9 protein-coding genes are annotated in these 15714 nt (G+C 69.0%); 4 read left to right on the top strand and 5 right to left on the bottom strand.

Annotation, left to right across the window (positions count from 1 at the left end; all coding sequences use genetic code 11):
• Nucleotide 1: 1 nt before the first annotated feature.
• Complete coding sequence (uvrA, locus tag C1737_RS07320; protein WP_102417601.1) at nucleotides 2–2905, bottom strand: excinuclease ABC subunit UvrA; 2904 nt, start codon at nucleotides 2903–2905, stop codon at nucleotides 2–4.
• A gap of 111 nt (nucleotides 2906–3016) precedes the next feature.
• On the opposite strand from uvrA, the gene C1737_RS07325 reads away from it, so the two are divergent.
• Nucleotides 3017–3703 (top strand): MBL fold metallo-hydrolase, encoded by a 687-nt coding sequence (locus C1737_RS07325; protein WP_067917082.1) that lies wholly within the window; start codon nucleotides 3017–3019, stop codon nucleotides 3701–3703.
• A gap of 128 nt (nucleotides 3704–3831) precedes the next feature.
• Here the strand turns inward: C1737_RS07325 and C1737_RS07330 are convergent, their stop codons facing one another.
• Nucleotides 3832–4275 carry a universal stress protein gene (locus C1737_RS07330; RefSeq protein ID WP_067917084.1) on the bottom strand — a complete coding sequence of 148 codons (444 nt, stop codon included), beginning with the start codon at nucleotides 4273–4275 and terminating at the stop codon, nucleotides 3832–3834.
• A 285-nt stretch (nucleotides 4276–4560) separates the two neighbouring features.
• Between C1737_RS07330 and C1737_RS07340 the strand changes: the two genes are divergently transcribed.
• Both C1737_RS07340 and C1737_RS07345 read left to right on the top strand, forming a co-directional pair.
• The gene (locus C1737_RS07340) at nucleotides 4561–6132 is read left to right on the top strand and encodes a glycosyltransferase family 39 protein (protein ID WP_102417602.1); all 1572 of its coding nucleotides are present in this window, start codon (nucleotides 4561–4563) and stop codon (nucleotides 6130–6132) included.
• 52 nt (nucleotides 6133–6184) lie between these two features.
• On the top strand, nucleotides 6185–6904 hold the full coding sequence (locus C1737_RS07345) for an MgtC/SapB family protein (protein ID WP_068091954.1): 720 nt from the start codon (nucleotides 6185–6187) through the stop codon (nucleotides 6902–6904).
• Nucleotides 6905–6916: 12 nt separating this feature from the next.
• Here C1737_RS07345 and C1737_RS07350 read toward each other — a convergent pair whose 3' ends face one another.
• The 3 genes from C1737_RS07350 to C1737_RS07360 form a co-directional block, all read right to left on the bottom strand.
• Nucleotides 6917–8326, bottom strand: a complete 1410-nt coding sequence (locus C1737_RS07350; protein ID WP_102417603.1) for an MFS transporter — start codon at nucleotides 8324–8326, stop codon at nucleotides 6917–6919.
• Between the two features lie 57 nt (nucleotides 8327–8383).
• Entirely contained in the window at nucleotides 8384–10543 is a 2160-nt protein-coding gene (gene uvrB / locus C1737_RS07355) for an excinuclease ABC subunit UvrB (RefSeq protein ID WP_068091957.1), read from the bottom strand.
• Nucleotides 10544–10724: 181 nt separating this feature from the next.
• A complete protein-coding gene (locus C1737_RS07360) occupies nucleotides 10725–12749 on the bottom strand; it encodes a serine/threonine-protein kinase (RefSeq protein ID WP_102417604.1) in 2025 nt (674 codons plus the stop codon).
• 288 nt (nucleotides 12750–13037) lie between these two features.
• On the opposite strand from C1737_RS07360, the gene C1737_RS07365 reads away from it, so the two are divergent.
• Entirely contained in the window at nucleotides 13038–15650 is a 2613-nt protein-coding gene (locus C1737_RS07365; RefSeq protein WP_102417605.1) for an FHA domain-containing protein, read from the top strand.
• Nucleotides 15651–15714 lie beyond the last annotated feature (64 nt).

The raw sequence follows: 15714 nt of genomic DNA on the forward strand, positions 1-15714 counted from the left end.
CTCAGGCGGTGACTTTGCGACGCCGACTCGACCGCGGCGGCGGGGCGGCGCGGCCGATGACCTCGGCGAGGAACTTCCCGGTGTAGCTCTCGGGCACCGCGGCGATGTCCTCCGGAGTGCCCTCGGCCACCACGGTTCCGCCCTCGGCCCCGCCCTCGGGCCCCATGTCGACGATCCAGTCCGACGTCTTGATGACGTCCAGGTTGTGTTCGATGACGATGACCGTGTTGCCCTTGTCCACCAGCCCGTTGATCACGGTGAGCAGCTTGCGGATGTCGTCGAAGTGCAGCCCGGTGGTGGGCTCGTCGAGGATGTAGACGGTCCGCCCCGTCGAACGCTTCTGCAGCTCTGCGGCCAGCTTGACGCGCTGGGCCTCACCTCCCGACAGGGTGGGGGCCGGCTGGCCCAGCCGGACGTAACCCAGGCCGACGTCGACGAGCGTGCGCAGGTAGCGGTGAATGCCGGTGATCGGCTCGAAGAACTCCGCCGCCTCCTCGATCGACATGTCCAGCACTTCGGAGATCGTCTTGCCCTTGTAGTGCACTTCCAGGGTTTCGCGGTTGTAGCGCGCGCCGTGGCAGACCTCGCAGGGCACGTAAACGTCGGGCAGGAAATTCATCTCGATCTTGATGGTGCCGTCGCCCGTGCACGCCTCGCAGCGGCCACCCTTGACGTTGAACGAGAACCGGCCCGGTTGGTAGCCACGGACTTTCGCCTCGGTGGTGGCCGCGAACAGGGTGCGGATCTTGTCGAACACTCCGGTATAGGTGGCCGGGTTGGACCGCGGCGTGCGACCGATCGGCGATTGGTCGACCCGCACCAGCTTGTCCAGGTGGTCCAGACCCGTCACCCGGGTGTGCCGCCCCGGGACCAGCCGGGCACCGTTGAGCCGGTTGGCCAGCACCGTGGCCAGGATGTCGTTGACCAGGGTCGACTTGCCGGAGCCGGACACCCCGGTCACCGAGGTGAGTACGCCCAGCGGGAACGAGACGTCGATGCCGCGCAGGTTGTGCTCGCGGGCGCCGACGACGGTGAGCTGTCGCTTGCGGTCGACCGGACGCCGGATCGCCGGCATCGCAATGGATTCCTTGCCCGACAGGAAGGCACCGGTGATCGAGTCCTTGTTGGCCAGCAGCTCGCTGTAGGTCCCGCTGTGCACAATCTGGCCGCCGTGCTCACCGGCCCGTGGGCCGATGTCGACGATCCAGTCCGCGTGCGCGATGGTGTCCTCGTCGTGTTCGACGACTATCAGCGTGTTGCCCAAATCCCTTAGTCGCGTGAGGGTTTCGATGAGCCGGCGGTTATCCCGCTGATGCAGACCGATCGACGGCTCATCGAGCACGTACAGCACGCCCACCAGGCCGGACCCGATCTGGGTGGCCAGCCGGATGCGTTGGGCCTCACCTCCGGACAGCGTCGCCGCCGCGCGCGACAGCGACAGGTAATCCAGCCCCACGTCGAGCAGGAAGCCGAGCCGCGACTGGATCTCCTTGAGCACCTGTCCGGCGATCGCCTGCTCGCGGGTGCCCAGGGTGAGCGCGTTCAGAAAGTCCGCGCAGTCCGAGATCGACAGCTCGGAGACCTCGGCGATGGACTTGGCGCCCCGGTCCCCCGCGGACAGCGTCACCGCCAGGATCTCCGGCTTGAGCCGGGTGCCCTCACACTCGGGGCACGGCACGTCGCGCATGAAGCCCTCGTAGCGCTCCTTCATCTGCTCCGATTCGGTCTGCGCCATCTTGCGCTGCAGGAACGCCAGCACGCCCTCGAAATCGGCGTAGTACGAACGGGTTCGGCCGTAGCGGTTGCGGTAGCGCACATGCACCTGGTGGTCGGAGCCCTCGAGGATCGCCTTGCGCGCTTTGGCCGGCAGCTTGCGCCAGGGCGTGTCGACGTCGAAGCCCAGCTCGTCGCCGAGCCCGGCCATCATCCGGGTGAAGTACTCCGCGGTGTGGCCGGTCGACCACGGCGCCACCGCGCCCTCGGCCAGCGTGCGCTCCGGATCGGGCACCACGAGGTCGGGGTCGACCTCCTTGCGGATGCCCAGGCCGGTGCACTCGGGGCACGCGCCGTAGGGCGAGTTGAACGAGAACGACCGCGGCTCCAGGTCGTCGACCGCCAGCGCGTGCCCGTTGGGGCAGGCCAGCTTCTCGGAGAACCGCTGCTCCCGGTTGTGCGCGTCATGCTCGTGGTCGACGAACTCCAGCACCACGATGCCGTCGGCCAGGTTCAGCGCGGTCTCCACCGAATCGGTGAGCCGCTGCTTGGCGCTGGCCTTGACGGTCAGGCGGTCCACCACCACCTCGATGTCGTGCTTCTCCTGCTTCTTCAGCTTTGGCGGATCGGTGAGCGGGTGCACCACGCCGTCGACGCGGACCCGGCTATAGCCCTGCGCGTTCAGCTTCTCGAACAGGTCCGCGAACTCCCCCTTGCGGGTCCGCACCACGGGGGCGAGCACCAGGAACCGGGTGCCTTCCGGCATCGCCAGCACCTGGTCGACGATTTGCTGGGGCGTCTGACGGGCGATCCGCTCGCCGCAGACCGGGCAGTGCGGCGTGCCGGCGCGCGCGTAGAGCAGCCGCAGGTAGTCGTACACCTCGGTGATGGTCCCGACGGTCGAGCGCGGGTTGCGGTTGGTCGACTTCTGGTCGATGGACACCGCCGGCGACAGGCCCTCGATGAAGTCGACGTCCGGCTTGTCCATCTGGCCCAGGAACTGGCGCGCGTAGGCCGACAGCGACTCCACGTACCGGCGCTGCCCCTCGGCGAAAATCGTGTCGAACGCCAGCGACGACTTGCCCGATCCCGACAGCCCGGTGAAGACGATCAGCGCGTCGCGCGGCAGGTCGAGGTCGACGCCCCGCAGGTTGTGTTCGCGGGCGCCCTTGACGATCAGGCGGTCAGCCACGCTGCCCTCTCTCAATGGATCTTTTAGGTGCTGCAGCCGTTGATGCGCACGGCGCATTCCATGCTAGGTGCCCATACCGACAAGCAACGTTTGACCAGTAACGTGGCCGCTATGACCGCCCCCGATGAGGTAAGCGACAACTACACCGGACACGTCGACCCCGGTACCGCGGCGCGCCGGACCCTACCCGGCGCCACGATCCTAAAGGCTTCGGTGGGCCCTGTGGACAACAATGCGTATCTGGTGACGTGTTCCGCGACCGGAGAGACCTTGCTGATCGATGCCGCCAACGACGCGGACACCCTGATCGGTCTGATCCGGGGAAACGCACCCAGGCTGTCGCTGATCGTGACCAGCCATCAGCACTTCGACCACTGGCAGGCGCTGGAAGCCGTGGCCGCGGCCACCGGGGCACCGACCGCCGCCAACGAGATCGACGCCCAGGCCCTGCCGGTCAAGCCGGACCGTTTGCTGGCCCAGGGTGACACCGTGGACATCGGCGAGCTGCGGTTCGACGTGATCCACCTGCGCGGACACACGCCAGGCTCGATCGCGCTCGCCCTCGACGGGCCGGCGACGGGCGGGGTCACCCAGCTGTTTACCGGCGACTGCCTGTTCCCGGGCGGCGTCGGAAAAACCTGGCAGCCGGGCGATTTCGCCCAGCTACTCGACGACGTCACCACCCGGGTGTTCGGCGTGTACGACGACTCCACCGTCATCTACCCGGGCCACGGGGACGACACAGTGCTCGGCGCCGAACGCCCCCACCTGGGCGAATGGCGCGAGCGGGGCTGGTGAGGCCCCGGTCCCTCCGCCGTGGCGATCGCGAGCGCGGCGTGGCCGGGCGACGCGGGTCGCCACCATCGAGCCGTGGCGATCGCGAGCGCGGCGTGGCCGGGCGACGCGGGTCGCCACCATCGGTTTCCCTAGGACGTGGTGTGCACGATCAGGACGTCGACCTTGGCGCGTCGTGAGACGTTGGCCGGCACCGAGCCGAGCAGCCGGCCGGCGATCGTGCTGAGGCCGACGTTTCCGACGACCAGCAGGTCGGCCTTCTCGTCCTCGGCCAGCTTGACCAGCGCGTCCACCGGAGCGCCTTCGATCGGGCGCTCCTCGACGTTCTTGGCCCCGGCCTTGTGCGCACGCTCCTTGGCGTCTTGCAGGATCGCGTAAATCGGCGCGGTGCCGGACACCTTGTAGCTCTCGTCGCGCAGTGCGTCCGCGGCCCGGGTGTCCTCATGCTGGGGCAGGTACGCCGAGGCGACGATCAGCTTGGCGTCCGGCCCGGCGATCTGCGCCGCCCTGTCTACCGCGCGCATTGACGAGTCCGAGCCGTCGGTTCCCACCACCACAGTCTGATAGGCGCCCATTTACCCTCCCAGTTTCGGTTGGTCAGCCAACCCAAGACAGTATCGCGTTTGCCCGTGGCAGAGGGAACAGATTAGCGACACCGCGTGGCGCGGCGTGTCCACAATTTGCGGGACATCGCCGAGCCAACGGACAATATCGCCGGTGACAAAACATTCAAATGCGCGGGCCCGGGGCGGAAAGCGTTGCATAACGCCGGTTTTCGCGGAATGGGGACGCCGGGGGCGAATTGGCCGCCGGCGATTTGTGACGCGGCTGCGCGATTCAGCTTTACAGTGACAAGCATCATGTCCATGCCCACCGTCGAGCAGCGCGTCGCGGACCGTGTCGAGGAACCCGCGCCCGCGCGTCCGGCCGGCAGGTTGCTCGATCCGTGGGCGATCGCCGCGTTCGCGACCGTTGTCAGCGGCGCCTGGGCCTGCCGGCCCTCGTTGTGGTTCGACGAGGGCGCGACCATATCGGCCGCGGCGAGCCGCACGTTGGCGGAGCTGTGGCGGCTGCTGAGCCACATTGACGCCGTGCACGGGCTGTATTACCTGCTGATGCACGGGTGGTTCGCGCTGTTTCCGCCGACCGAATTCTGGTCGCGGGCGCCCAGCGCCCTGGCGATCGGCGCCGCCGCCGCGGGCGTCACGGTGTTCACCAGGCAGTTCTCGACACGGCCGGTCGCGGTGTGCGCGGGTGTCCTGTTCGCCGTCCTGCCGCGTACCACCTGGGCGGGAATCGAGGCGCGGCCGTACGCCTTCGCGGCCGCCGCGGCGATCTGGCTCACCGTATTGCTCGTCGCCGCCGTCCGGCGCAACGGAACGCGCGTGTGGGTTTGCTATGCGCTTGCGCTGATGCTGTCGATTCTGCTGAATCTGAACATGGTGCTGCTGGTGCCGGTTTATGCCGTAATGGTGCCGCTGCTGGCACCGGCGAAGGCGCGGAAATCGCCCGTCATTCGGTGGGCGATCAGCTCTACCGTCGCCGTCGCGGCGATGACGCCGTTCTTGGTGTTCGCGCATGGCCAGGTGTGGCAGGTGAATTGGATTTACCCGGTCAGCTGGCACTACGCGTTCGACATCATCCTGCGCCAGTATTTCGACCACAGCGTTCCATTCGCCATCTGCGCCGCCGTCCTCATCGTGGCGGCGGTCGGGGCCCGGCTGGCCGGCGTTCACCCCCCGGCCGGCGACGTGCGCCGGTTGCTGATCGTCTGCGCGGCGTGGCTCGTCATCCCCACCGCGCTCGTGGTGATCTACTCGGCCGTCAGCGAGCCGATCTACTATCCGCGCTACCTGATCTTCACCGCACCCGCGATGGCCGTCATCCTGGCCGTCTGCGTCGTGACGCTCGCCCGCAGGCCATGGCCCATCGCCGGCGTGGTGCTGGCCTGCGCGCTTGCCGCGGTGCCGAACTACCTGTTCATCCAGCGCTGGCCGTACGCCAAGGAGGGCTGGGACTACAGCCAGGTGGCCGACCTGATCGGCTCCCACGCCGCCCCGGGTGACTGCCTGATGGTGGACAACACCGTGCCGTGGCGGCCCGGACCGATCCGCGCCCTGCTGGCCACCCGGCCGGCGGCCTTCCGGTCGCTGATCGACGTCGAGCGCGGGACGTACGGGCCCAAGGTGGGGTCCCTGTGGGACGGTCACGTCGCGGTGTGGCTGACGACCGCAAAAATCAACAAATGCCCCGCAATCTGGACCATTACCAATAAAGAAACCTCACTGCCCGACCATCAATCCGGACCGTCATTGCCGCCCGGCCCCGCTTTCGGGCGCGCCCCGGCTTATCGATTCCCGAGTTATCTCGGGTTCCGCATTGTCGAACGTTGGCAGTTTCATTACTCGCAGGTGGTGAAGTCCACGCGCTGATTTGCGGCATTGCCGACGGCGTGAACCGCCATTTGTTGGGTAGTTGACCGGTATGCAGAGCTGGCTGGCCGCACCGCTGTTGGGCGGCAACGTGCAAGGCGTCCGACATCTCGTCGAACTGTTCGTCGCGTTCGGTTTGACCACGCTCATCGGCCTGGAACGCACCATCCAGGGCAAAAGCGCCGGACTGCGGACCCAGACGATCGTGGGAACCTCGTCGGCGCTGATCATGCTGGTGAGCAAGTACGGCTTCGCCGACGTGCTCTCGGCCGGCACGATCGCGCTGGACCCGTCCCGGGTCGCGGCCCAAATCGTCTCCGGCATCGGCTTTTTGGGCGCCGGCATCATCATCACCAGGCGCGGTGCGGTGCACGGGCTCACCACCGCGGCTGCGGTGTGGGAATCGGCCGCCGTCGGCATGGCCGTGGGCGCCGGATTGCTGCTGCTCGCCATCGCGGTGGTGGCCCTGCATTTCGTCAGCGCGCTGGTCTTCAAGGCGGTCGAAGGCCGGCTGACGGCACAGCTGCGCGGTACGGTCCGGGTGCAGATCATCTACCAGAACGGCCGGGGCATGCTGCGCGAGGTGCTGCGGATCTGCGGGCAGCGGAACTGGCAGCTCACCGAGCTGGACGCCGACACGCACGACATCGACGACGGCGAGGTGCGGGTGACGATGACGCTGTCGGGCGCGCAGATCGCGAACGCGCAAGAGGTGTTCGGTGACGTCGACGGGGTGGTGGCGGTGTTGCGAACCGACGACTACCCCGACTGAGCGGGGCGCGGGTCAGCCGACCGGCTGCGTCTCGCGCACGCCGCGGGTCGCGCCGTAGGACACCGCGACACCGGCGGCGCTCAGGGCGGTGAACACCGTGAACAGCCAGTGCGCCGCCATGCCGTCGCCGCCCTTGGCGGTGTTGACCACCACCCCGGCCAGCCCGGCCGCGATCGCTGCGGAGATCAGCTGGACGGTGTTGATCGCCGCCGAGGCGGCGCTTCCTTCGGCGGGGTCGTCGACCGACGCCATCGCGCGCGCCGACAGATGCGGCCAGGCCATCCCGATCCCGGTGCCCGCGACCAGCAGCGCCACCGCCCACAGCGCGGCCGTCCAGGGTGAGGTGTCGCCGCGCCGCGCGACGGCGGCCAGGGCCAGCCCCGAGGCGGCGACGATCGGCGCCGCCACGATCACCCGGCCGATCGTGCGGGGGCTCTCCAGCGACGCGCTGAGGATCTCGCTGACCGTCCAGCCGAGCGCCAGCGCGGCGCCCAGGAACCCGGCCGCGATCGGGGTCAGATGCGCCAGCCGCTGGCCGAACAGCGGTACGTAGGTGTTCACCATCGCGGCGCCCATCAGCGCGCCCATGGTCAGATAGATCCACTTCAGCGGGCCGGGGCCGAACACGCTGGGCGGCAGGATCGCCGTGTGCATGCGCCAGTCCACGAGCACGAACAGGCCCACCAGCGCGATGCCGGCGGCGAGCAGCGCAAACGTCGCCAGCGTGTTGCGCGGAATCTGGGCGACGCTGACCGCGAGCGCGGCGGCTCCGATCAGCAGCAGCGAGCGCACCGGCACCTTCATCGGCAGCGCGGTGGCGGTGGGCGCGACGCGGATCAGCGCGACGGGCACCAGCGTCGCCATCAAGCCGGTCAGCACCGCCATCGCCACGAAGGCCCATCGCCACAGGCCGAGCTGGGCGAACAGGCCACCCGTCGTCGGGCCGACCACCGTGGCCACGCCCCACATCGCCGACACCAGCGCCGACCCGCGGGTCCACAGCGTGCGCGGCAGCGCGGAATTGATGACCGCGTAACCAAGGCCGGCCAGCAGTCCGCCGGCGACGCCCTGCAGGGCACGCCCAGCTATCAAAACCTGCATGTTCGGCGCCGCCGCGCAAACCAGGCTCGAGACACCGAATACGGCAAGTCCGGTCAGGTAAGACGACCGCGCCCCGGCCCGCAGCAGCATCGGATTGACCATCGCCGCCGCCACCACGGACCCGACGAGGTACAGGGTCGTCACCCAGGCGTAGAGCCGGCTGCCGCCGATTTCGGCGATCGTGTTGGGCAACAAGCTGGTGGTCAAGAACTCGTTGGTGGCATACAGCGCCACCCCGCCGGCCAGCAGGATGGAGGTCCTCAGATACCTCGGCCCCAGCAGCTCGTTCCAGCCGCCGGTGACGGTCACGGTGTCGGTCACCCTTCTACCGTATGGGGTGTCTCCTGGGCGCCCATCCGAGATGTGCTGCCAGCAAACTCATTTCAGGCCGGCGGCGTCCATCCCCCGCAGTTCCTTCTTCAGGTCGGCGATCTCGTCGCGGAAGCGCGCGGCCAACTCGAACTGCAAGTCACGCGCGGCGGCCATCATCTGCTCGGTCAGGTCCTTGATCAGGTCGGCCAGTTCGGCGCGCGGCATGCTGGTGGTGTCGCGGCCCTCGAACACCCCCGCGCTGACGGCGCGGCCCGGCTCACCCTGGGCACGCCGGCCCCGGGAGGCGTTGCGGCCGGACCCGCCGATCCCCACCGCTTCCGTGTCGTCTGCCTCGCGGTAGACCTGGTCGAGGATGTCGGCGATCTTCTTGCGCAGCGGCTGCGGGTCGATGCCGTGGGCCTCGTTGTAGGCGATCTGCTTGGCCCGCCGCCGTTCGGTCTCGTCGATCGCCTCCTTCATCGAGTCGGTGATCGAGTCGGCGTACATGTGCACTTCCCCGGACACGTTGCGGGCGGCGCGGCCGATGGTCTGGATCAGGCTGCGCGAGGACCGCAGGAAGCCCTCCTTGTCCGCGTCCAGGATCGCCACCAGCGACACCTCCGGCAGGTCCAGGCCCTCGCGCAGGAGGTTGATGCCGACCAGGACGTCATACTCGCCCAGCCGCAGCTGGCGCAGCAGCTCCACCCGGCGCAGCGTGTCGACCTCCGAGTGCAGGTAGCGCACCCGGATACCCATCTCCAGCAGGTAGTCGGTGAGGTCCTCGGCCATCTTCTTGGTCAGGGTCGTGACCAGCACCCGCTCGTCGGCGTCGGTGCGCTTGCGGATCTCGCCGATCAGGTCGTCGATCTGGCCCTTCGTCGGCTTCACCACCACTTTCGGGTCCACCAGGCCGGTCGGCCGGATGACCTGCTCGACGAACTCGCCGCCGGCCTGACTGAGTTCGTAGGGGCCCGGGGTGGCCGACAGGTACACCGTCTGTCCGATCCGCTCGGCGAACTCCTCCCAGGTCAGCGGGCGGTTGTCGCACGCCGACGGCAGCCGGAACCCGTATTCGACCAGGTTGCGCTTGCGGGACATGTCGCCCTCGTACATGCCGCCGATCTGCGGCACCGTGACGTGCGACTCGTCGATGACCAGCAGAAAGTCCTCGGGGAAGTAGTCGAGCAGGGTGGCCGGCGGCGAGCCGGGGCCGCGGCCGTCGATGTGGCGCGAGTAGTTCTCGATGCCCGAGCAGAAGCCGACCTGGCGCATCATCTCGATGTCATAGTTGGTGCGCATCCGCAGCCGCTGCGCCTCCAACAGCTTGCCCTGGCCCTCCAGCTCGGCCAGCCGCTCCGCCAGCTCCTCCTCGATCGTCGAGATGGCGTGAGCCATCCGCTCCGGGCCGGCGACGTAGTGGGTGGCCGGGAAGATGCGCACCGAGTCGACCTGGCGGATCACGTCGCCGGTCAGCGGGTGCAGGTAGTACAGGGCCTCGATCTCGTCGCCGAAGAACTCGATACGCACCGCCAGCTCTTCGTAGGACGGGATGATCTCGACCGTGTCGCCGCGCACCCGGAACGAGCCGCGGGTGAAGGACAGGTCGTTGCGGGTGTACTGAACGTCGACCAGCAGCCGCAGCAGCGCGTCGCGGGGCACCTCGGTGCCCACGCGCAGTTCCACGGAACGGTCCAGATACGACTGCGGCGTGCCCAGGCCGTAGATGCACGACACCGAGGCCACCACGACCACGTCGCGACGCGAGAGCAGCGACGACGTCGCGGAGTGCCGCAGCCGCTCCACGTCGTCGTTGATCGAGCTGTCCTTCTCGATGTAGGTGTCGGTCTGGGCGATGTACGCCTCCGGCTGGTAGTAGTCGTAGTACGACACGAAGTACTCAACCGCGTTGTGCGGCAACATCTCTCGAAGTTCGTTGGCCAGCTGTGCGGCCAGCGTCTTGTTCGGCGCCATGACCAGCGTGGGCCGCTGCAGCCGCTCGATGAGCCAGGCGGTGGTGGCCGACTTGCCCGTGCCGGTGGCGCCGAGCAGCACCACGTCGCGCTCCCCCGCCCTGATGCGGCGTTCCAGCTCGTCGATGGCGGCCGGTTGGTCGCCGGCGGGCGAGTGCGGGCTGACCACCTCGAAGTGGCCACCGACGCGCACGACCTCGTCGACCGCGCGGTATTCCGAATGTGCGAGTACCGGATGCTCCGTGGCGAAAGCCATGCCACCAGGGTAGAACCGTGCACCGACAAGTGTCGGGCGCCGGCCACGGGAGCCACATCCGTCACACGGGTACCGGTGGGGAAGGACAAGACGACCGCCGGATTTGATAGCGCGGGCGATATCAAATTCGCGAGTCACCTATTGGTCCGGAGACTCCGGGGCGCGGCGGCAGAACCCGGCCCTATCCCCCCGGGCGCGTCCAGGTCCGGGTGACGGGATCGCACTGCAGCAGATAACCGTCGTTCGAGGTGGTCATGGCGAAGACCGAGGTGCCCGGGCGGTCGCAGGAGCTGCCGGAGGCGTGCACGCCCATCGTGATCGGCGCCTTGGCCCAGCTGTTGCCCTCGCAGACGATCTGCTCGCTGTTGGTCGGGTCGTAGGCCAGCTTGCCGACGTCGCCGCAGACCGCGCCGAGCACGGGCGGCGCCGGGGTCGCCGCCGCCGTCGACGCGCTGACGGCCTGGGCGGGGTCGCCCAGGTTCACGCCGGCCGGCACGTCACCGACCCGGGTGGCCACCACGGGCACCCGGACCACCGCGCCCTGCGCGCCGCACTCGTTGCTGAGCACGGTCTCGGTCACGGTGCCGCGCAGGCTGCCGTCGGCCTGGGGTGCGAGCGACCATGCCAGGGTCTCCTGCTGGGTGGCCGGGGCCTGCCCGTTGGGCGGGGTGCAGCCCAGCCGGTCCTGTTGCGGCGCGCCCTGCCAATAGCCGCCGACGAAGCGCAAGGTGTCCGTCTGACCGGTGGCGGTCTGATGGGCAGCGTTGTCCAGCCGCGCCCCGGTCGCCGCGCACCCGTTGGTGGTGCACACCGACCGGAAGGCCCACCACCCGGTGGCGGGGCCGTCATGGCGGATCGCGACGCCGTTGGTGGTGCGCTTGGTTTGGTCGTAGTCGAACCTGTAGGTGCCGTTGAGCACCGGCCCGCCGGAGCTTGCCGGCGCGGCGCTGGGCGTGGGGACGGACGGTTTGGACGCGAGCGCGGGGTTACCCGGCGGCGTGTCCGGCTCGAACGAATAGAGCACCGACCAGGTGGCCGCCACGGCGATGAGCATCGCGCACACCAGCCCGACCGCCCACCGCGTCCGCGAGGAGAACCGACGGCGCAGCGCCGCGACGCTGCGCGGCTGGGCCTGGGGGCCGGCCTCTACGACGTCGTCGACTCGCTCGCTGACGGCGGCGGCGAACGCGCGACACCGCTCGAACCTGTCCTCGGGTTGTTTGGCCAGGGCCTTGCCGAACACCTGGTCGAGGTGGGCCAGCTCCGGTCGGTAATCGCTGAGCCGGGGCGGCTCCTCGTGCAGGTGCTGGCTGATCACCGCGATCGGATTCGAATGCTGAAACGGCGGCGTACCGGTGAGCAGATGGAAAGCCGTTGCCGCCAAAGCGTATTGGTCCGCGCGGCCGTCGATGTTGGATCCCGTCAACTGTTCCGGTGCGGCGTAGGCCACCGTTCCGACGGCGACGTTGGTTTCGGTGATTCCGCTGATGTCACCCAGATGGCGCGCGACACCGAAGTCCGCCAACAGGATTCGACGTTCCCCATCATCGGGATGGGTGAGCAGGATGTTGGCCGGTTTGACGTCGCGGTGCAGCAGCCCGCGGTCGTGGGCGTAATCGAGGGCGCCCGCGACGGCGTGCACGATGGCGCGCACCTCGTCGATCGGCATGCCGTCGGGGTGGCGCTCCTTCACCAGCCGGGAGGCGTCGGTGCCCTCGACGTAGTCCATGGAAATCCAGAGGTGGCCGTTGAATTCCCCCCGGTCGTGCACGCCGACGATGTGGGGATGCCACAGCGTCGCGGCGAGATCGGCCTCCCGGTTGAACCTTTCGCGAAACTCGGGATCTGCCGTGACCGCCTCCGCCAAGACCTTGATGACGTCGCGGCGCGGCAATCGGGGATGCAGCGCCAGGTACACCTCGGCCATGCCACCGGCGCCCAGCTGGCGCAAGATCGTGTAGCCCGCGAACGGCGCCCCGCCGTTGATCGACGGGCGGGAACCGTCGACCTGGCCGGGGTGCGGCGCCGCCTCGACCTCCGCGCCCGGGGCCGAACCGACCGGCGGGATGCGGCGGAACAGGTGGGCGAGGGTGACCGCGGGCACCGAGTGAAAGCCCGCGCGCAGCGCCGCGCGGGCCTGACGCGGGTTGCTCAACAGCCGGCGCCCGGCACCGATGCGCCGGGTGGCCCCCTTGTCCTCGTCCATCGATCACCTCACCCCCTGGTAGCCGCCCGGGCTTGCCGCGACCCCGCACGGCGCGCGACACCGCGGCACATGCATCGCGATTGGCGCCTTGCTTCTTCGGCGCTTCGGCCGGCGCGACGATGTGCCCGGCGCACCGAAATCCCCCTTACGTTCAAGATCATGCCGGATCCCGGTGGGGGGTTCGTCTCACGAAGCTATGAAACGGTTATGAGTGCCCGCACCGAAACATAGTGAAGTCACAGGCGGTTCCAATAGAGAGCACCCGCGCCACGCACCGATACTTGAGTAGTGACTCGACCCGCCCCGCCCATCCTGACGATTCGGCACGACGGGTACCAACGATCCTTCGCGGCCGGACACGAGGTGGTCGTCGGCCGCGACATGCAGGCCGACATGCGCATCGCCGATCCGCGCATCTCGCGCGCCCACCTGATCCTGCGTTTCGACCAGGGACGCTGGTTGGCGATCGACAACGGCTCGCTGAACGGCACCTACCTCAACGGCTATCGGATGCCGGTCATCGACGTCCACGACGGTCAGAGCATTCACGTCGGCAATCCGCGGGGCCCGCGGCTGACCTTCGCCATCGGGCCGCAGCAGGGCTACGCCGACCGGCCGGGCCGGATCCGGCCGAGCCCGGAGCCCGGGCCGCCGACGCTGGCGTGGTCCGCGCTGCCCGAGCAAACGAATCCGGTCCGGAACCCGGGCCGCAGCGGCCCCCACGCACCGCGACCTGCGCCGCCGAATTCACCGCCGCGGCAGGCGGTTTCGCCGCCCCGGCCGGCGCCCGCACCCAGCAGGCCCGTGCCCACGCCGGGCGGCCGCGGCACGCCACCGAACGAGCGGACCGTCGTGCACGCCGGCGCGCCGGCCGCCGAACTCACCGTCGTCGACGCCAAGTCGGCGGACGTGTCGAACCTGGCGACGCGCTTTGTGAAGTTGCTCTCACCGCGCTCGTCGGCGGCCGCGGGCACCCGCGCCCTGACGATCGGCCGCGCGGCCGAGTGCGACATCGTCGTCTCCGACGTGCTGGCCTCCCGTCAGCACGCGACGTTGGTGCAGACGCCCCTGGGCACCGAGATCCGGGACAACAGCATCAACGGAACCTTCGTCAACGGCACCCGGGTCGGGTCGGCGATCCTGACCGACGACGACGTCGTCACCATCGGCAACGTCGACCTCGTTTTCCGCGACGGCACCCTGACCGAACGCAGCGATGCCGCGACGCACACCGGCGGCCTGGAGGTGCGCAACGTCGAGTACGTCGTCGACAACGGCAAACAGCTGCTGGACGACATCTCGCTGATCGCGCGCCCCGGGACGCTGACCGCCGTGATCGGCGGTTCGGGCGCTGGAAAGAGCACGCTGGCCAGGCTCATCGCCGGCTACACCACGCCCAGCTCCGGCTCGGTCACGTTCGAGGGCCACGACATTCACGCCGAATACGCCTCGTTGCGCAGCCGCATCGGGATGGTCCCGCAGGACGACGTGGTGCACCGGCAGCTGACGATCAACCAGGCGCTCGGCTACGCCGCCGAACTGCGCCTGCCGCCCGACACCAGCAAATCCGACCGGGCGAAGGTGGTCGCGCAGGTCCTCGAAGAGCTGGATCTGACCAAGCACGCCGACACCCGGGTGGACAAGCTGTCCGGCGGTCAGCGCAAACGGGCGTCGGTGGCGCTCGAGCTGCTCACCGGCCCGTCGCTGCTGATCCTCGACGAACCCACCTCGGGCCTGGACCCGGCGCTCGACCACCAGGTCATGACGATGCTGCGGCAGCTGGCCGACGCCGGCCGCGTGGTGATCGTGGTGACGCACATGCTGTCCTACCTCGACACCTGCGACCAGCTGCTGTTGGTGGCCCCGGGCGGCAAGACGGCCTACTGCGGTCCGCCCGACCAGATCGGTGCGGCGATGGGCACCACCAACTGGGCGAAGATCTTCACCAAGGTGGGCGCCGATCCCGAGGAGGCCAACCGGCGCTTCATCGAGCAGCGCGACGCGCAGAAGCAGAAGCTGTTGCCGGACAAGGCCGCCGAGCCGGGCGCCCTGGGCGAGCCGGTGCATACCAGTGTGCGGCGCCAGATTTCGACGGTCGCCAGGCGGCAGGTCCGCCTGGTGGTCGCCGATCGCGCGTACTTCGCCTTCCTGGCGCTGTTACCGTTCATCCTGGGTTCGCTGTCGCTGACCGTCCCGGGCAGCAACGGATTCCACCTGCCGGGCGCAAACGCCGGGACTCCCGATGAAGCGGCGCAGATCCTGGCGTTGCTGATGCCCGCGGCGGCGTTCATGGGCACCGCGCTGACCATTCGCGACCTGGTCGGCGAGCGCCCCATCTTCCAGCGCGAGCAGGCGGTCGGGCTGTCGACCACGGCCTACCTGCTCGCCAAGACCGCGGTGTTCTGCGGGTTCGCGATCGTGCAGTCGGCGATCATCACCGCCATCGTGGTGATCGGCAAGAGCGCGCCGACGCGCGGCGCGGTCCTGCTCGGCCATTCGACCGTCGGCGCGACCGCCGAACTGTTCGCGACCGTCGCGGCCACCTGTGTGGCCTCGGCCATTCTCGGCCTGGCGATTTCGTCGCTGGTGCGCTCCAGCGAGCAGATCATGCCGCTGTTCGTGGTGGCGGTGATGGCACAGCTGGTGCTGTGCGGCGGCATGGTCCCGGTGACCGGCCGGCTGGGGCTGGACCAGCTGTCCTTCGCGATGCCCGCGCGCTGGGGGTACGCCGCCGCGGCGTCGACGGTCGACCTGCGGCACGTGGTGCCCGACTCGCTGCTGTCCCAGGACCGGTTCTGGCAACACACGTCGAGGGTCTGGCTGCTCGACATGGGCATGCTGGCGGCGTTGTCGCTGTTCTATGCCGGTTTCGTGCGCTGGAGAATCCGGCTTCGTCGTTAAGATTGCCTCATCCACCCACCGAAGCGCGAGACGTTCGACCTCCTCGCCCGCACCAACACCGATC

Source organism: Mycobacterium sp. 4858, assembly GCF_900240975.1.
In the GTDB taxonomy this organism is placed as follows: Bacteria; Actinomycetota; Actinomycetes; order Mycobacteriales; family Mycobacteriaceae; genus Mycobacterium.